Raw genomic sequence first — 17,486 nt, forward strand, 5'->3', positions numbered from 1 at the left:
CAACGGTTTCACTCGAATACTGCGGAGACCGCGTCCTCGGCACGCGCGCGATCCTCCGGAACCAACCCGATTCGGGTGCGACGATCGAGTACGTCGTCGACGTCGAGTGCGCCTTCGTGGCTCACCGCGAACTGCACTTCTGCTCGCGTGATGTCGAGTCCGGGGGCGATCGGCTCCATGTGAGTGGGATCGGCGGCGACGATCGCTGCCTCGGTTCCGTAGCGCTGCACCAGCATCTGCGGCGCATGCACCGTGCGGAGCGTGGCGGAATGCGCAGCCCCCACCACCGGCAGATGCCGGGTACGGCACGGTCGCGCAGTCAGGCCCGCCACCTCGAGCGCTGTGTCGACGGCATCTTCGGCCATCTTCCGGTAGGTCGTGAGCTTGCCGCCGACGATGCCGATCGGTCTGCCCTCGGCCCTGATGACCGCGTGCTTGCGCGACAAGTCGGCCGTCGCGCCCCCGCCGTCGGAGGTGACGGTGTCGAGCAGCGGGCGGAGTCCGGCAAAGGACGCGAGCACGTCGTTTCGGGTCAGTGCTTTTGCCAGTGCCGTGTTGACCGTGTCGAGCAGGAAATCGATCTCCCCGTCGGTGGCGCGCGGGACGTCCGGTAACTCGCCCGCGGCGTCCTCGTCGGTCAGACCGAGGTAGACGCGGCCGAGTTGGGCGGGGAGAGCGAACACGAACCTGTTGCGCTCGCCCGGGATCGGCACCGTGAGCGCGGCAGCCGGGTTCCCGAGTGCTGCCGCGTCGAGCACGACGTGCGTACCCCGGCTCGGGCGCAGCCGGATGGTGGGATCGACGCGACCGGCCCACACCCCTGCGGCATTCACCACGGCGCGGGCACGGACATGCAGTTCGCTCCCGGTGAGGGTGTCGCGGAGCGTGGCACCCTCACCGGTGACGTCGCGGGCGTCCACACGGGTGAGGATGCGCGCACCGTGTGCGGCGGCGGTGCGAGCGAGCGCGACAACGAACCGGGCGTCGTCGATGAGCTGGCCGTCGTAGGCGAGGAGGCCGCCGCGGAGCCCGGCCCGCCGGACAGCCGGCGCGAGTTCTGCGGTGCGCTGCGCGCTGACGCGCCGGGATCGTGAAAGGACGGTGGACGGTGTTCCTGCGGTGGCGCGCAACGCGTCACCGGCGAGAAACCCGGTGCGGACCAAGGCGGCTTCGGCAGCCCCCACGGACGGCAGGAGCGGGACGAGCTGGGGGAGTGGCCGCACGAGATGCGGTGCGGTGCGTGTCATGACGATGTTGCGTTCGACGGCACTTTCCCGAGCAATACCGACGTTGCCGGATGCGAGATAGCGCAGTCCGCCGTGTACGAGCTTCGAGCTCCAACGGCTGGTGCCGAACGCGAGATCGTGGCGTTCGGCGAGGACGACGCTCAGTCCTCGGCTGGCGGCGTCGAGGGCGACACCGGCGCCGGTGACGCCGCCGCCGATGACGAGCAGGTCGACGGCAGGTTGCTCACCGAGCTGCTCGAGCTCGCGACTGCGACGGACGGCATTGAGCGAGCTCGGCCCGGCGGGCATCATCATGAAGACCTTTCCGCGGGCGCGAGATAGGAGTCGATGGCGTGGCCGAGTTCGTCGAGCAACGCTCGGTGGTCGACGAACTCACTGATCATGCGAACGGATTGCACCGTCGACTGGGCGGTGAGCAGTACGAATGCCGCGAGCGTGTGGGGATCGCCGCCGCGGACGGAGCCATCGCTCTGGCCCTGCGTGATCGCGGAAACGAGGACGTCCAGGATGGCGCGTTGGCTGGTACCGAGCCTGTCGACGATGTACGTGATGAGCACTTCCGGGTCCGTGCGCAGGATCTTCTCGAAGATCGGATGGGTTCCGATGTCGTGGGCGGCGGTGACGACTGCCGAGACCAGGAGCGGACGGGTAGGCCCGACGCCGTGTGTGTCGGGAAGTGCGGCACGGATCTCCCGGGTGAGCAGGTCGGCGAGTACCGAGTCCGTGTCCGGCCACCGGCGGTAGACGGTGGGTCGGCTGACGCCGGCGCGTCGAGCGATTTCGGCGAGGGTGGTGCGCCGTAGTCCGAAGTCGAGCAAGCAGGAGCGTGCGGCGTCGAGGATCTTGTTCTCGATGCTGTCGCCGGGTGGGTCGGAATCGGGCGACAGTGGGTGCCGTGACGGCGCATCACTGAATGTGTCGTTACGAACAGGCGTCATGTGTAAAACTGTAACGCATGACTGAGAGCTTCACGCCCCTTCGACCCGATCAGCTCGCTCCGGAGATGGAGTGGGACGCATGGGGTACTGCCGAACACCGAACTGAATTGGGCGCCGAGGTGCGCACTCTGCTCGAGCAGGCACTCGGAGTCCACCCTCGGCGGAACTCGCTCGCCGAATCCGACGTCCGGCTCACCCCCACCCGACTTGCCCCGGAACATCGAACCGGCCTCGTTCGTCTTCTCGGCGCCGAGCATGTCCTCGACGACGACGCCGCACGCCTGCGGCATGCAGGCGGAAAAAGCACTCTGGACCTGTTGCGTCGGCAAGGAACCGATCCGCAGGCAGCGCCCGACGCAGTGGTTCTGCCCGCCGACCACGACGAGGTCCTGAGCATTCTGAAATACTGTGCGGCACAGTCGATCGCGGTTGTCCCGTTCGGTGGAGGCACCAGTGTCGTCGGGGGAGTCGATCCGGATTCCGGCCGCTTACCCGCGGTGATCGCGGTGGATCTGCGCCGATTGAACGCCCTCACCGATCTCGACCCAATCTCCCGTGTCGCCACCGTGCACGCGGGCGTCACCGGACCCCAGGCGGAAGAACTGCTCGGCACCCACGGATTCTCCCTCGGTCATTACCCGCAAAGCTTCCGCCACGCGACCATCGGCGGCTTCGCGGCCACCCGGTCCTCCGGACAGGCCTCCGCCGGGTACGGACGGTTCGACGACATGGTCGAACACATGACGGTGGCCACACCCCGGGGCACGATCCGCGTCGGCCACCCGCCGGCCTCCGCGGCGGGGCCGGACCTGCGGCAACTTTTTCTCGGCTCCGAAGGAACGTTGGGGATCATCACGGAGGTCGGGGTACGCATCCATCCCATCCCCGCAGTGGTCGAGCATCGGGCATGGAAGTTCCCGGATTTCACGACCGGCGCCGACGCACTTCGAACTCTCGTCCAGAGTGGACTGCCGCCGACGGTGTTACGTCTGTCGGACGAAGTCGAAACCGGCCTCAACCTGGCCTTGCACAAAGACATCGGGCGTGAGAGTCCGGGCGGGTGCCTAGCCGTGACCACCATCGAGGGCGACGAGCGTTACGTGCGCGACCGTGCGGCAGCCGTTCAAGAAATCCTTGGTGCCGCGGGAGGCATCGATCTCGGAGCGGAACCGGCCCGACAGTGGGAGCAGGGCCGATTCGGCGCACCGCACCTGCGTGACGCGCTGCTCGAGGCCGGCGCCCTCGCCGAAACCCTCGAAACTGCAACGACCTGGTCGAATCTGGCGCGACTGCGCACCGCGGTCGCGGAGGCCCTCACCGGCACCCTTCGTGAGGGCGGCACTCCGCCGCTGGTGTTGTGCCACATCTCGCACACGTATCCGGCGGGCGCATCGCTGTACTTCACCATCGTGTGCGCGCAGACCGATGACCCGGTCCGGCAATGGGCCGAGGCGAAGCAGGCAGCCACTGCGGCGATCGTTGCTGCCGGCGGGACCATCACCCACCATCACGCCGTCGGACGCGATCACCTGCCGTGGATGACCGATGAGGTAGGCGACTGTGGTGTGGAGGTGCTCCGAGCGATCAAGAACGCGCTCGATCCGCACCACATCCTCAATCCCGGAAAGCTGATCCCGTGACCACCGGCTCGGTTGTCGTGCTGAGCAACCCGACCGCCGACGACGACGCACTTCACACCCTCGCGGATGCCAGTGCACGACTGCGTACGTACGGACTGCGCATCGCGCACATCGCCGCCGATTCGGTCGATGAGTCGATCGCACTCACCCGACACGCAGTCGAGGACGGTATCGACGCGGTCGTCGCGGTCGGCGGTGACGGCATCGTCTGGCAAGCGTGGCAGGCAACGGCCACCACGGGCACGCCCGTCGGGATCGTCCCCGCCGGAACCGGGAACGATCTGGCCCGCGTCCTCGGTATCCCCGACGAACCGGGCGCAGCGGCGGACGTGGTAGCGACCGGCCACCGGCGAACCATCGATCTCGGCCGGGTCTCCGCGGACGAAGGACCGGACCAGTGGTTCGGCACCGTGCTCGCCGGGGGCTTCGACGCTCTCGTCACCGACCGTGCCAACCGAATGAAATGGCCGCGCGGGCCACTGCGCTACAACGCTGCGACCATCGTCGAACTGGTGAATCTGCGGCTGCTCCCGTACCGGATCACCTTCGACGACGAACCGGCCGTCGAACTCGACGCAACGTTGGTGGCCGTCGGCAACGCCTCCACCTACGGCGGCGGAATGCGAATCGCACCCGGCGCGTTGCTCGATGACGGCCTCCTCGACGTGGTGGTGGCCACCTCGGCGAACCGCACTCGCCTTCTGCGCCTCTTCCCGACCGTCTACCGGGGCACCCACGTCGACCTGCCCGAGGTGATGGTGCGCCGCGCACGACGGGTACGGCTAGACAGCCCCGGTATCACGGTCTACGCCGACGGCGAACCGCTCCGCGCGCTGCCGGTCGAGGTGGAGGCAGTGCGCGGAGCAGGCACCGTGCTGGTGCCGCAACACTGATGTCGGCCGACTCACCGCCGGAACCTGCAGAGGCGGTAGACGATACGTCCCGGGGCGGGAACCGAGTCACGCGAAGATGTCCTGGTGGAAACGGCCTTCCGACTCGAGGCGGTGCAGCGGGACCTCGCCGTCGTCATCTGTTCGTACAGCAAGGATCCGTGCAAGTGTTCGTCGTACGGCCGGTGCCATGTGCAACCCGTCTCCACACACGTAGATATGCGCCCCCCGTTCGAGCAACTCCCGGATTCGGTCGGCCTCGGCGACAAGCGCCTGCTGGACGAATCGCTCCGGGTGGTCCGGCAACGCGGAATACGCCGTGTGCACCCTCGCGAGACCGGCAGCGTGCCACGCATCGAGGTCCTCGGCGTAGAGACGATCGTGCTCGGGGTGCCGACAGCCCGTGAACAGCTCGACAGGCCCGGTCGCGGCAGTATGGGCCCGTTCTTCCACAAAGCTTCTCAACGGGGCGATGCCGGTACCCGGTCCGATCAGGATGACCGGCGTCGTCGGGTCCTCGGGAAGGCGGAAAGCCGGCGCGGGAGTGCGAACGTGTCCGTAGAAGACATCGCCGGGAGCGAGGCCGGCCAGGTAGTTGGAGCAGGTTCCGCGGTATCGGCCGGAGCCCGCCCAGGAGGCGCCGTCGACGAGCCCGACCGTGAGCCGGACATGGTTCGGCGCCGCCAAGGGCGAGGACGAGATCGAGTAGTAGCGCGGACGGATCGGGCCCGTCATTTCCAGGAAGACTTCCAGCGGCAGGACGACCGCGGGAAACCGTTCGAGCAGGTCGAGCACACACACGCGTTTGCCGACGATCTCCTCTGTGTACGTGTCGGCGAGCGCTGTGAGCCGTCCGAGAGTGTTCGGGCACCCGGTGTGGGCAGCGAGCGTTTCGAGGTCGGAGCGAGTGGCGGGCTCCTGGAGTTCGGAGAACTCGGTCAGCAGCAGTCCGGCCGTGACCGGTGTGTTCACCGGGAGGTGGGTAGTTCCTCGGGTATGTAATCGGACCACCTGGTCCGGTGAGGTCCGGAGCAGGTGTAGTGCGCGCTGGACCTGCACGGCTTCGTTCCGGGGGAAGACGGCGAGGTGGTCGCCGGCGGAATACGAAAGGTCAGGTGGGAGTTCGGCCACGATCGCACGAACGCCCGGGCGGGGCGCTTCGAGGGAAAAATCCCACAGGCCGGCCGGATCGCCGGTGAGCTCCTTGTTCTCGATCACGGTCAGCGGGACAGCCGTCGAGGAAAGCACGTCCGGTCGGATGTCGGCTTCGGTGAGCACCTCCATGCGGTAGCGGGAGCCGCGGGCCGCAGCAGTCACACCGTATTCGGTGGACAGTGCTTCCCACAGGGCGGAGATCCACGCACTGACACCACCGTCGAAGTCGCCGGCGGCATCGGCTTCACAACGGTCGATGAGCGGAACCGCTCCTGCTTCGGTGAGCTTCGCAAAGGCGCGGCGAGGAAAGGCCTGGTAGGTGGGCCATTGAGTGTCTCCGCACCCCAGCAGTGCCAGCCGCACTCCCCGCAGGGACGGCATGTCGTCGAGCGAGTCGAACAGTTGGGCATTGTCGGGTGCTCGCCCGTTGTAGCTCGAGGTGATCACTGCGAGCATCCCGCAGCGAGGTGGATCGGCGGCGAGTTCGTCGAGAGTGCTCAACCGGACCTCGAAGCCGGCGCGCCCGGCGCGCTCGGCAAGCCGTTCGGCGATATCGGCGCAGGTACCCAGATTGGACCCGTACGCGACAGTGAGCGCAGTGCCTGCGGGGACCGCGCCTAGATCCTGCTCGCGGGTGTCCGGGTCGGCGGCCGGTGTGGGCGCCGTGGCCCGCTCATGAGGACGACGTTCGCGGACACGGATGGTGAAGCCCTCGGGTTTGAGGGTGAGTGTCTGCTTGACCTGCATCCGGTAGGCATGGGGGTCGCTGATTGCGAACCTCTGCAGGATCAATGCGAGGGCAAGTCGCGCTTCGGTGAGCGCGAACTGCCTTCCGATGAATGCACGTTCACCGTTGCCGAACGGCTTGTATCCGGCGCGATGGTGCTGACCCCTGCGTTCGGGCAGCCATCTGTCGATGTCGAACTCCTCGGGGTTGTCCCACGCTTTGGAGTGTCGATGCAGCGCGGGTAACAGAACGAAGATCTGTTGACCCGCTCCGACACGGTATTGCCCGATCGAGGTTTCGGCGAAAGGCTTGAGGATGATGCCCGGGATGGGCGACCAGATCCGCAGTGTCTCCTCGAGTACGCGGGGGATCACGTCGAGTTTCATGATCGTCTCGTAGCTCGGAACGCTACCGTCGGAAAGGACGCTGTCCACCTCTCGGTACGCCTGCGCGAGCACGTGCGGATTGCGGAGCAGGTTGTACAAGGCGAAAGACAGCAATCCGCTGGTCGTTTCGTGGCCTGCAATGAGGAACGTCAGTACCTGATTGCGGATGTTCTCGTCCGGCAACGGATTCCCCGTGCGGGGGTCGGCTGCCTCGAGCATCAGGCCGAGCAGATCTGTTCCGCCGTCACCACCACCATCGTCGCGGCGGCGCCGGATGACGTCGTCCACCAACTCCTGCATGGCGCGGATATCGGAGCGGTACGCTTCTTCCCGTCGGGCACGCATGCGAGTGACCATCAGAGGCTGTCTGGCGCGAACCATCGCCTCGGTCAAGGCATTACCCATTGCCTGCAGAAACGGGTGCAATCGCGGGGAGGAGAAGGAGTCGAATCGATATCCGAAACCGGTGAGGGCAATGGTGTCGAGGGTCAAGCGAGTCATATCGTCCGCAACGACAAGATCCTCGCTCTGGCGGGCCGTCCAGGAGGCGATGAGGGCTTCGGCGACCTCGAGCATCTGTGGAAAATAGGTCTTCATCGACCGCTGCCCGAAAGCGGGCATCAGGATTCGGTGGGCTTGACCCCAAACCGGCTCGTTGCCGCGGGCGGTGAACAGGCCGTCGCCGGCGAAGTCGCGCACGATCGACAACGGGGGTGCGACACTCTTGTAGAACCGCGTCTCGTCGCAAACCTCGTCGACCAGGTCGGGGTCGTAGACGAACAACGCCTGGCGGCCGAGGATATCCACCCGGTAGATCCCCTCTGGATGTCTGTCGGCTGCCTCGACCAGGAACTCGGTGGGTACGTCACCGGACAGTTGCAGCGCATTGCCGAGGAACGGCACCCCGCGCAGCGCCGGGATCGATCGGGTCGCAGTCATCTGATGTTCGGCGCGGATACTCCCTCGCTTACGAGGGAGCGCAAGCGCCGTCCTCCTTTCGAGGATCGGTGGAGACGGGGAACGCGTTGGTGCGCCCGAATATGTTGCTGTACATGGGGTGTGAGGTGGTACGGCCCGTGTATACAACGATGACGTGTTCGGGTGTTTCGTGAGGGCCGAGCAACCCCTCGGACTCGGGGAACGAATCTTCCGGTGCGATACCTGTGGTTTTCGAGGTGTCGGGATCGGAACGCTGCCGGGGTGGTTCTGGCTGTGACGGAGCGTGGCCACACCGGTGTCGACGACGTAGGTCACTGGTCCGCCTCCTTCGGGTGGTTCGGGCGCGGTCTGAGCTGGGAATCTCCTGCCAGCAGCGTGGGGGAGACGTTCGCGAGAACTCCTTGTTGCCCGTGGCCGGTGGCACTCGCAACCACCAGCCATACACTGTATGGCGAAAGCTAGCATACGGTGTATGGCTGTGAGCGCGCATCGGGGTACACCCCTGACTCCGGAGGAGATCTATTCGACGGCTCTGCGCCTCGTGGATGCCGGTGGCGTCGAGGGGTTGTCCATGCGCAAACTGGCGGTCGAACTCGACGTCAATCCGATGTCGCTCTATCACCACGTCGACAACAAGACCGTGCTGCTCCAGAGGGTGTGCGGCCTGGTGGCGCTCCAACTGGATGTCCCCGACGGTGATGCCCCGTGGGCGGAACAATTGCGTGCACTGGGCTACGCATGTCGCGCCAGCGCGCGCAGGCACCCTTCCCTGTGGCTCTACGCGCTGTCGCACCCGGAGGTGACCGGAGGTGACCATCTTCTCTGGCGAGCACTCGACCGGGTCCTTTCCCGTGCCGGAGTCGACGAAGCCGAGTTCGTGTACGCCCGCAAGACTCTGTTCGCCCTGCTGTCCGGCTTCATTCTCGGTGAGACCACCGGCGCGTTGAATGAGCAGGGTGGAGCCGCGGATCCGGAGAGGACGTTCGAGTCTTTCCTCAATTTTGCTGTCGCGGGACTATCGGCTTTCTGAACTCGACGTGCGTCTCACCACTGGTACGCGGATTCACGAAAGCCCGCACGACGCGCGGCATCGAGGTTCGGTGCCTCACCGTCGATGGTTCATGCATCGGCCCATGGGGCATTCGCCGTCGTCCGCGCTCGACCGGTCCATCGGACGCCACTACGCCACACCCAAGTCGCGAAGGCCGGTAGCAAGTTGCTCGATTCCGCTGATGTTGCGGATGGACGGGTCCATAGTGGTGCCACCGAGGACGATGTATCGCTTGTTCTGCACTGCGGTCAGGCGACTTGCGACCGGATCCGACTCGAGGAACCTGATCTTCTCTTCGGCGCTGTCGCCGTCACTGCCACGTGTGAGGTCGGCCAGTACGAGAATGGTGGGATCGCGATCGAGGATGCTCTCCCATCCCACCTCCGGCCACAACTGCCGACTGTCACCGAACGCGTTCTGTGCTCCGACCGCACGCGTCATGATCCCTGGAGCGCCACAGCATCCGGCGATGTACGGACTGGTAGTTCCGGCATACCACCATGCAAGGGTCACCTGCGAAGCGTCGATACTCCCAGCCGCCGTCTCTGCCCGACCACGCAGATCGCCGACGAGATCCTCGCCGCGTTCGCGGACGTCGAACAGCGTGGATACGTCCAGAATCTCGGCGTACAGGTCGTCGAGGGTGAGCTCGGAATCCTGAACCGCGTCCTGCCCGGTGCATTCGCTCGGAGACTGATATGTGGAGATACCCATCTCGGTGAACCTGTCGCGATCCGCGATTCCCTCGTCGCTGAATGTGTAGTCGAAAGTGGTGTAGACGAAATCGGGCTCACGATCCAGCACCGATTCGAAGGAGGGAAACTCCGTGTCGAATCTGTACACCTCCGACGCTTCCGGCTCGAGCTCCGGTAGAAGCCGGTCATCACCGAGTGCGAGCCCGGAAAGTCGATCTGCCAGTCCGAGGCTGAGCAACAGTTCGACAGCAGGCTGGTTTACGGCTACTGCCCGTTCGATGGGGGCGCTCGGCGACACGGGGATTCCGCAGTTGATCACACCGTCTGTGTCGACAGTCCCCACGGGATCGTCACTACCGGTGGAAGTGCCGCACCCGGATGCGGCCCACACCATAATCGCTGTCGTCGCGGCGACCGTCGTCTTCCGAACTCTTCCGTGCATTACCCATCGAGCTTTCTGTAGCCGCTTCACGCGAGCGACCCACACGTCATTACCGGCAGCGGCAGGCCGTTGCCGGTCCAGCAGGGTATCGGGCTCGGGGTTGTTCGCCCCTGACCGTTGCGCGTCAGCTCCGGATTCCCACCGGATTCCACCTGTCCCCATTGTCGGGGCTACCTGGCGTGACGAATTTAGCAGTGGCAGCGATGTGTCTCGCACCGAGCATGCTGCGCAACGAGGGTCCCTCCGATTCGGTGAGCGCACGTCTCGGTGAGCACACGTCGAAAACCGCACCCGACTTCTGCAGCTGTTGCGGACCGGACAGTGCCGAGCACGCCGCGGATCTATCGAACGCGTCGGCGCTTCTTACGCTTCTTCCGCTTGTTTCGGCGCTTGGTGTTCTTGGGAGACGGCGAGGGGGAGGTCTCGTCGGCGGGTTCGTCCTCCCCTACCGGGGGCGCGACCATCTCCTCCTGAACCGACCGCTCCATCTCTCGCCGCAAACTGGCCATCAACTCAGGAGAACGCAGCAGGAACGAGGCCTCCTGGAGAGCGAGGTATCGCGCCTTGGAGATCAGCACTGCGGTGTTCCGTTTGCCGGCGATCTCGACCGCGACCGTATCGTTGTTGACCTTCCGAACCAGATCCCTCAGTTGCGCGCGGGCGGACTTCACCGTGATTGAGGGCACCCGCATGAACTCCTTTCCTCTGCTCGACCGACCCGCGCATCATCCCATCGTCGGGTCGATTTCGGGCGGGAACGCGGTCCCGCGTGTCAGCCCGACGGTTCGCAGGTCGTTGGGGTGCGGGTTCACTCTTGTCGGAGCTGTGTGACAACCAGATGCAGTGCGGCCGTGGTGGTGAGGGCTCGGACTCGTTCTCGGTCCCCGGGAAAGTGACGGGTGACGGTGTACGTCGGCCGGCCTTCGATCGCGACACCGAAGCAGACTGTGCCCACCGGTTTGGTTTCGGTGCCACCGCCGGGGCCTGCGATTCCGGTGGTGGAGACGGCGACATCGGCCTCGAGTCGGTGTCGGGCGCCCTCGGCCATCGCCGCGGCGACCGGTTCGCTCACCGCACCGTGCGCGGCGATCAACTCGGCCGGTACATCGAGCAGATCGGACTTCGCGGCGTTGGAGTACGAGACGACGCCGCCGGTGACATAGGCCGACGACCCGGGGCGGTCGGTCAGGCGCGCGGCGACGAGCCCGCCGGTACACGATTCCGCGGTCGAGATCGAACGGCCGTCCAGGGCGTCGACCAGCTGATCGTCGATGGTCGAACCGTCGGTCGAGAAGATCTGATGCCCATGGTGTTCGGTGAGAACGTGGAGGAGACGGCGGTAGATGTCTACGTCGCGGGAGTCGAATCGGGTCACCATGTCGAGTTCACCGTGTCGGAGGCACGTAGTGATCTCGAGTCGATCGAGGCCGGCGTTCTCTGCTTCGGCCCGGCGCAGTGTCTCGGCGAGCTGCGCCTCGTGCAATCCGTAAGCGCGCACGGTTTCCTGCTGCAGATCGTCGGCTCGGGTCAGCACGTCGGCGACCGCGGGCGAGGCGATTGCGCTGCGCCACATCTTCTGTAGCTCTCCGGGTGGTCCGGGAAGGATGACGATGGTCGGGACCGGCCGGTCACCGGCTACCGCGGAGATGACTACGCCCGGTGCTGTACCGGTCGGTGGTAGCGCGGTGGACCCGGTGGGGATCTGCGCCTGCTTGCGGATCCCGGTACGTGTCGGCCCTGCGTCGAGGTCCTCAGTGTGCGGGCGGTAGCGGCGGATGATGCCCGCGATGTGTTCTTCGAGTTCCGGGTCGAGGAGTAGTTCGCGATGGCAGAACTCGGCGATGGTAGCGACAGTGAGGTCGTCGGCGGTCGGGCCGAGCCCACCGCTGGTGACGATGAGGTCGACGCCCTGATCGGTGAGAAAGCGTAGTTGTGCGATCAGGTCGGCGGGTCGGTCGCCGCAGATCGTGATGTGGGCGACGTCGACTCCGAGGGTCAGAAGCTGCCGGGACAGCCATGGTCCGTTCTGGTCGGTGATCCTGCCGGTGAGTACTTCGGTTCCGGTCACGATGATTCCTGCACGCACGCTCACGCCGTCGAGCCTAGACATTTCGCACGAGCCGCGAGCCAGGGGTTCGTCTGCCGAGAGGACCGGGGGGCGTGAAGTGAGCTGCGCACATCAAGTTAGGGTTCGCTTACTTCGATCGAGAGGATGTTGGATGTTCGGACGACGAACCAGGGCCCGTGTCGCAGTCGCTGTGGGTGCACTTGTGCTCGCCGCTACCGTGACGGCGTGCAGCAGCGACGGCGGTGGTGACGAGACCGCAGGGGCGGGCGGGGAGGGGGCGTTCCCGATATCGATCGAGCATGTCCACGGCAGCACGACGATCACCGAGAAGCCCGAACGCATCGTCACCCTCGGGGTGACCGACGCTGATGTTGTGCTCGCCCTCGGTGTGGTTCCCGTTGGGAACACCGGTTACAAGTTCTACGAGACCGGACTCGGTCCGTGGACCGACGAGTACGTCGGCGATGCCGCGCTCACCCGCATCGACTCCGATTCGGAACCGAATCTCGAGCAGATCGCAGGTTTGGCCCCCGACCTCATCATCGGTGTGTCCGCGGGGTACGACGAGGCCGTGTACGAGAAGCTGAGCGCTATCGCGCCGACGATCTCGAGGCCGGAAGGATTCGCGGCCTACACCGTCGACCGTGAGATTGCGACCGAGACGATTGCCGCGGCCATGGGCGAAATTGATCGCGGCGCCGAACTGAACCGGCAGACCGCAGACCGGCTGGCTGCCGCCGCTGCGTCCCATCCTGAGTTCGACGGTAAGACCGGTGTAGCAGTGCTGCCTTACGACAACAGGTATGGCGCGTATCTGGCCGGCGATGCCCGCGGAGCATTCCTCACCGTGCTCGGATTCGACATCCCCGAGGAGGTCGCAAGTCAAGACACCGGGGACAGCTTCTTCGTCGACGTGTCGCAGGAGAACGTGAGCATGCTCGACGGTGACCTGATCCTTGTGCTCGGCAATGATGAGACGGTCGACATCACCGCCGGCAACCCGTTGTTCGGCAGTCTCGATGCTGCGCAGAACGACGCGATCATTGCCACCACACTCGATCAGCGCGGCGCGATCACCTACAACTCGGTGCTGTCGGTTCCGTACGCAATCGACAGCCTCGTTCCGCGGTTGGCCGACGCGATCGGCTGACGCAGCAGAGCCCCGTCTCGATCGCTGTCCACCTGGGGCAGGATCGGGACGAAGGGGCGGTCGATCGGTCGACCAGCCTGAACTCCTCCCTTTCGCATGCTGCGTCGGAAGGGCGTAGCTCGGCCGCGGATTTCCGCGCAATCCCTTCCAGTGACTGTCGCGCCTTATAGCGGAAGGTGTTGCCGGGTCCGGAAACGTCGAACAGGGGGGTGTTCTTCACTTCCGGATCGAAGGAGTGAACTTGCTCAGCTCTCGGCCCACCGAGGAGGGAGGTGCATTCTCGGCGATGTGGCCGCGTAGGACTTCGGCGAACGCCGCTGTGTCACCTGTGCGGAGATGCTCGGTGAGGGTTTGGTGTTCGGCGATGATCTCAGCGCAACGGGCAAGCAGGTGGTCTCCGGTGGCGAAGAGCATGAAACGATGCCGGTCGGAGAGTTGTTCGTAGAGTTCGATCAGCACGGTGTTGCCGCCGGCTTCGACGAACCCCTTGTGGAATCCGAGCGTGAGGTCGATGAAGCGCCGAACATCGCTGTTCGCAAACGCTTCACGTTGTTCCTCGATGGACTGTTCGAGACGTTCGGCGAGGCGGTGACGAAGCTCGTCCGGGGCCCTGTCCACCGCCGTCGTCTCGAGCACGAAGCGGGCATCGGCGAGTTCTGCGACGGTGCGCTCGCTCACCCCTTGGACGAGGGCGCCTCGCTTGGGATAGATGGTGATCCATCCTTCGTCCTGAAGACGAGCCAGTGCCACCCGCACGGGTGTGCGGCTGACTCCGAGTGCTGCCGCGAGCGACGCTTCGCCGAGCATCGTCCCGGGGGAGTGCGTGCCGTCGAGAATGTGGTCGCGGATCACCTGGTAGGAGCGCTCGGCGGCGCTGATGCCGTCGTGTTGGTCGGCGGTCACTGGGGTCTCCTCGCTCTCGACTCGAGTACGATATGGATACCACTGGTACGTTCCGGCGCCGTTGTTGCTCCAGGATTCCGTTTCACGGTGTTGTCACTCGATCGAGACCGGGTTCTGCGTCAGTAGCCGGTGCCCCCCTGCCGGGCCATTTCATCAACGGCACCGCCTTCACGGAGAAGGCCAGTGTGATGAGCAGAACCCCGGTGGCCATCAGATTGATCCAGAGGAAGCCGCCCATCGCCAACACCGTGCCTGCCATTGCTGCCATCAGCGCCCCACCCAGGTTCATCGCCGAGTCCGATGCGCCTTGCAGTGTGACCTTCGCGTGCTGCGGCACCGAAGCCGTCAGCAGCGCCGAGCCGCCGATGAGGAACATCGACCAGCCCACACCGAGGAGAAGCAGGGCGATGGTCAGCAGTGTCATCGAGGAGGCGGAGGCCGATGCGTCGACGACGCCGAGGGCGATCGTCGCGATGAAGACGACGACACCTGAGGCAATCACAGTGCCCGGCCCCCAGCGATCGGACATCCAGCCGAAGACCGGCGAGAGCGCATACATCCCGGCGATATGGATGCTCACCACGAGACCGATGGCACCGAGATCGAACTCTTGATGGTGCATATGCACCGGAGTCATTACCATGACGTTCGTCATCATCATCTGACCGGTGACGATGGTGACGATCGCGAACAGTGGAACCGGGCGTACTGCTACGAAACGCAGTGCGGCTCCGAGACGCAGCGGCGCCGCAGTGTTCGGGGCTGTTACATCAGGTGCAGCACTTCCGTCGGCCGTGCCCTCGGCTGTCGCACCTTGCTTCCCGCCCGCAAGGGTCGACGCCGCCACAGCGGCCAGCGCGAAGGCAGCCATCGAAATCAGGTAGGGGCCGGCAAGCGGGTGCATCCCGAATGCTTCGCCGAGGTGTGCGCCCGGACCGGTGAAGTTGGGGCCCAGAACGGACCCGATCGTCGTCGCCCATACCACCAGCGACATGGCCCGCCCCGTCGCGGCCGGGCCTGCAGCGTCGACCGCAGCGTAGCGCGCCTGTAGACCTGCGGCCGTGGATGATCCGCACATCATCATCCCCAGCATGAACAGCGGGAGGAATTGCACGGCAACGGCGACCAGCACTACGAGTGCACCCAGTGTGCCCACTGTGAACCCCAAGGTGAGCGCCCTGCGACGTCCGGTCCGTGCCGCCAACGCCGCCAATGGGTAGGCGACGAGCCCAGCGCCGAAGATCACGCTCATCTGAGCGAAGCCGGCCATCGCGGTGCGTCCCGTGATCTGTTCGGCCAGTAGGCCACCGACGGCGTATCCGGAGGCGATGCCGGCCCCGGAGAACAACTGTGCGGTGATCAGTTTGGCCTGCGTGTACCTCTGCGACGGCATCGACGCTGCCTTTCGTTTCGTCCTTCCGGCGTTCGGAGAGGATCGATTGCGTTCGTTCGTGCGCAAGGATACATCTTGGATACAAGGTGCGCGTGTGTGTGAGCGTCACGAGCTTGCTATGCCCACATCGGCATGACGGCAATTCTCAGCGGTGACCCCGCACAACCATGGTCTGTTCTCATGATGCTCGCCGTTGGCGTTTCGCACTGTTGCGTCCCGGCTGGGTGTACTCCCGGGAACGCATCCCCGGGATATCGAGCGGCTGGCCCCCCGAAAGCATTGGGGGTGGTTGGTACCGCTTCGGCAAAGTGGCTGTCGATTGACGGAAGGAATCGTTCGCCGCCACGATGAATCCGAGGATTCTGACAAGGTGGTGAAGATCGCTGACTGATACGAACCAGGAACTTGCAGGCCCGTGCGTTGCACGGGTGACACGTCCAACGGGAACCTACAGTTCTGTTGTCGAGATGCAGCGAAAGACTGACAAACCTGACTGCATAGATTGGCAACGATCGTTCAGGCCGCCATCGCTCGTACCTGTACTGATTCGCAAGGAAGCCGCTAACGTCACCTATTTTCTGTCAAAGTATCCTGTCAATCTGCCTCACGGTTCCGGATGCACTACATCAAGATCACTGCTTCGATGCTGCGCGAGGATCTTTCGGCGCGGACTCGCACGAGTGTCAGGTCAGCGTGTCAAGATCACCGCCATGAACGCACAGACGAGCCCCGTCTCCGAGTCGACGGTAGTGCTGGCGATGGACTACGGCCAGTTCTGTCTCGACGGCGGACTCGGAGACATCGACAACGAGATGGAGCTGCTCGAGCGGGCCCAAGCGGCGCAACCCAGCGCCGGCGACGGCACCATGGTTGTGGTGTTGTGCCCGCACCAGAACAACGTCGAGATGAGCGTGGAGGTACAGGTCTTCGACCGCCGTCCCGCAGCCGACCGTTCGAACTGGCAGCAGGTCAGCGAAGGGCGTCTCGAAGTCGACGCGCCTGGGATGCTGAGCGTGTCGTCCCCGACGTCTGAACCGGTGACGGTCGCGGTGCCGCCGGGACAGTACATGGTCGAGGTGTCCGGCCGCGGGTTCGTCAACTACGGCTGGCCCGGTTCGACCACGCCGGGGGATGGGTGGCGTCTGCGGCTGTGGCCCGACGACGGCAGCGTCATCGGACCCGCGCAACTGTGGGACATGCCCGGCTACGGCATCCCCGAGAACATCCCGCCTGCGACGGACGGATCCGGCGGTTGGATGAGGGACGAGTCGTGAACCCGCAGCCGAGGCAAGCGATGATGACTGTGCTGGTGTTCATCGGATTCGGTGTGGCGTGTGGGATCGCCGCCGCTGCCGTGTTGTGGTGGTTCGCGTCCCGGCCGTTCGATTTCTACACCGCCGGCTATCAACCGCTTGATTTCGCGTCTGTCCGCCTCGATTCGCCGTCGCCGACCGGGTACATGGCGGTGTTGGTTCTCGGTGGTGGCGTACTGGGAGCGCTGGTCGGTGCGCTCGTGCACCGCGTGGGGTGGGGTCTGGCGCGGCGTGCATGTAGCGAAGAGTAGTGAGAGGGGCCCATGGTCACGGCCGGACGCATGCGCTGCCCGATGAGGTTCCGACTTACATAGAGGTCAGCGGTACGCGATCCGGCCAGCTACCTGTAACGTCCCGTAGCAGACCGCAAGGTGCGACACACTCCCTGAAAATCAACCCGCAGGACGGGTGACAGCAGCATCAGCGGGATCACAGCTCTTCGAGTGCCTTGCCTGGAACCGCACGATGCGGCGTACCTCAGCGTCTTCGCCTGAGCTGCTGCGTGTTTGATCCGGAAGCCGGTCGTTCGTGCTTGCATCGCGGTAAACT

At 65.1% G+C, this 17,486-nt stretch carries 14 protein-coding genes and 1 riboswitch; of the genes, 6 read left to right on the top strand and 8 right to left on the bottom strand.

Annotated elements, in window-relative coordinates; genetic code table 11:
* Positions 1–8 precede the first annotated feature (8 nt).
* Together ACTDXD_RS24125 and ACTDXD_RS24130 are read right to left on the bottom strand one after the other, a co-directional pair.
* A complete protein-coding gene (locus ACTDXD_RS24125; RefSeq protein ID WP_440127776.1) occupies positions 9–1,538 on the bottom strand; it encodes a glycerol-3-phosphate dehydrogenase/oxidase in 1,530 nt (509 codons plus the stop codon).
* The gene (locus tag ACTDXD_RS24130; protein ID WP_440124701.1) at positions 1,538–2,185 is read right to left on the bottom strand and encodes a TetR/AcrR family transcriptional regulator; all 648 of its coding nucleotides are present in this window, start codon (positions 2,183–2,185) and stop codon (positions 1,538–1,540) included. The genes ACTDXD_RS24125 and ACTDXD_RS24130 overlap by 1 nt, the downstream gene beginning before the upstream one ends.
* Positions 2,186–2,202: 17 nt before the next feature.
* On the opposite strand from ACTDXD_RS24130, the gene ACTDXD_RS24135 reads away from it, so the two are divergent.
* Positions 2,203–3,825, top strand: a complete 1,623-nt coding sequence (locus ACTDXD_RS24135; protein ID WP_440124702.1) for an FAD-binding oxidoreductase — start codon at positions 2,203–2,205, stop codon at positions 3,823–3,825.
* Positions 3,822–4,718 carry a diacylglycerol kinase gene (locus ACTDXD_RS24140; protein WP_440124703.1) on the top strand — a complete coding sequence of 299 codons (897 nt, stop codon included), beginning with the start codon at positions 3,822–3,824 and terminating at the stop codon, positions 4,716–4,718. Before ACTDXD_RS24135 ends, ACTDXD_RS24140 begins: the two co-directional genes overlap by 4 nt.
* Before the next feature lie 66 nt (positions 4,719–4,784).
* On the opposite strand, the gene ACTDXD_RS24145 is transcribed toward ACTDXD_RS24140, so the two are convergent.
* Entirely contained in the window at positions 4,785–7,922 is a 3,138-nt protein-coding gene (locus ACTDXD_RS24145; protein ID WP_440124704.1) for a bifunctional cytochrome P450/NADPH--P450 reductase, read from the bottom strand.
* A gap of 472 nt (positions 7,923–8,394) precedes the next feature.
* On the opposite strand from ACTDXD_RS24145, the gene ACTDXD_RS24150 reads away from it, so the two are divergent.
* The gene (locus ACTDXD_RS24150) at positions 8,395–8,952 is read left to right on the top strand and encodes a TetR/AcrR family transcriptional regulator (RefSeq protein ID WP_440124705.1); all 558 of its coding nucleotides are present in this window, start codon (positions 8,395–8,397) and stop codon (positions 8,950–8,952) included.
* Positions 8,953–9,102: 150 nt separating this feature from the next.
* Here ACTDXD_RS24150 and ACTDXD_RS24155 read toward each other — a convergent pair whose 3' ends face one another.
* The 3 genes from ACTDXD_RS24155 to ACTDXD_RS24165 form a co-directional block, all read right to left on the bottom strand.
* Positions 9,103–10,011, bottom strand: a complete 909-nt coding sequence (locus ACTDXD_RS24155; protein ID WP_440124706.1) for an ABC transporter substrate-binding protein — start codon at positions 10,009–10,011, stop codon at positions 9,103–9,105.
* Between the two features lie 146 nt (positions 10,012–10,157).
* A riboswitch (cobalamin riboswitch) is annotated at positions 10,158–10,303 on the bottom strand.
* A gap of 148 nt (positions 10,304–10,451) precedes the next feature.
* A complete protein-coding gene (locus tag ACTDXD_RS24160; protein ID WP_440124707.1) occupies positions 10,452–10,802 on the bottom strand; it encodes a type II toxin-antitoxin system Phd/YefM family antitoxin in 351 nt (116 codons plus the stop codon).
* Positions 10,803–10,918: 116 nt separating this feature from the next.
* Entirely contained in the window at positions 10,919–12,202 is a 1,284-nt protein-coding gene (locus ACTDXD_RS24165; protein ID WP_440124708.1) for a competence/damage-inducible protein A, read from the bottom strand.
* A gap of 127 nt (positions 12,203–12,329) precedes the next feature.
* On the opposite strand from ACTDXD_RS24165, the gene ACTDXD_RS24170 reads away from it, so the two are divergent.
* Entirely contained in the window at positions 12,330–13,328 is a 999-nt protein-coding gene (locus tag ACTDXD_RS24170) for an iron-siderophore ABC transporter substrate-binding protein (RefSeq protein ID WP_440124709.1), read from the top strand.
* 216 nt (positions 13,329–13,544) lie between these two features.
* Here the strand turns inward: ACTDXD_RS24170 and ACTDXD_RS24175 are convergent, their stop codons facing one another.
* Entirely contained in the window at positions 13,545–14,231 is a 687-nt protein-coding gene (locus tag ACTDXD_RS24175; RefSeq protein WP_440124710.1) for a GntR family transcriptional regulator, read from the bottom strand.
* Between the two features lie 82 nt (positions 14,232–14,313).
* Positions 14,314–15,624: an MFS transporter gene (locus ACTDXD_RS24180; RefSeq protein WP_440124711.1), complete on the bottom strand. Its 1,311-nt coding sequence runs from the start codon at positions 15,622–15,624 to the stop codon at positions 14,314–14,316.
* Between the two features lie 710 nt (positions 15,625–16,334).
* Between ACTDXD_RS24180 and ACTDXD_RS24185 the strand changes: the two genes are divergently transcribed.
* Both ACTDXD_RS24185 and ACTDXD_RS24190 read left to right on the top strand, forming a co-directional pair.
* A complete protein-coding gene (locus tag ACTDXD_RS24185) occupies positions 16,335–16,898 on the top strand; it encodes a hypothetical protein (RefSeq protein ID WP_440124712.1) in 564 nt (187 codons plus the stop codon).
* Positions 16,895–17,188, top strand: a complete 294-nt coding sequence (locus tag ACTDXD_RS24190) for a hypothetical protein (protein ID WP_440124714.1) — start codon at positions 16,895–16,897, stop codon at positions 17,186–17,188. The genes ACTDXD_RS24185 and ACTDXD_RS24190 overlap by 4 nt, the downstream gene beginning before the upstream one ends.
* Positions 17,189–17,486: the final 298 nt, after the last annotated feature.

This window comes from Rhodococcus sp. SJ-3 (assembly GCF_051918125.1).
Classification (GTDB): domain Bacteria; phylum Actinomycetota; class Actinomycetes; order Mycobacteriales; family Mycobacteriaceae; genus Rhodococcus.

Bases quoted from the DNA above. Each gene is read 5' to 3' on its own strand.
- ACTDXD_RS24125 (WP_440127776.1), bottom strand. From the start codon at position 1,538: ATGATGCCCGCCGGGCCGAGCTCGCTCAATGCCGTCCGTCGCAGTCGC.
- ACTDXD_RS24185 (WP_440124712.1), top strand. From the start codon at position 16,335: ATGAACGCACAGACGAGCCCCGTCTCCGAGTCGACGGTAGTGCTGGCG.
- ACTDXD_RS24160 (WP_440124707.1), bottom strand. From the start codon at position 10,802: ATGCGGGTGCCCTCAATCACGGTGAAGTCCGCCCGCGCGCAACTGAGG.
- ACTDXD_RS24150 (WP_440124705.1), top strand. From the start codon at position 8,395: ATGGCTGTGAGCGCGCATCGGGGTACACCCCTGACTCCGGAGGAGATC.
- ACTDXD_RS24180 (WP_440124711.1), bottom strand. From the start codon at position 15,624: ATGCCGTCGCAGAGGTACACGCAGGCCAAACTGATCACCGCACAGTTG.
- ACTDXD_RS24135 (WP_440124702.1), top strand. From the start codon at position 2,203: ATGACTGAGAGCTTCACGCCCCTTCGACCCGATCAGCTCGCTCCGGAG.
- ACTDXD_RS24130 (WP_440124701.1), bottom strand. From the start codon at position 2,185: ATGACGCCTGTTCGTAACGACACATTCAGTGATGCGCCGTCACGGCAC.
- ACTDXD_RS24170 (WP_440124709.1), top strand. From the start codon at position 12,330: ATGTTCGGACGACGAACCAGGGCCCGTGTCGCAGTCGCTGTGGGTGCA.
- ACTDXD_RS24145 (WP_440124704.1), bottom strand. From the start codon at position 7,922: ATGACTGCGACCCGATCGATCCCGGCGCTGCGCGGGGTGCCGTTCCTC.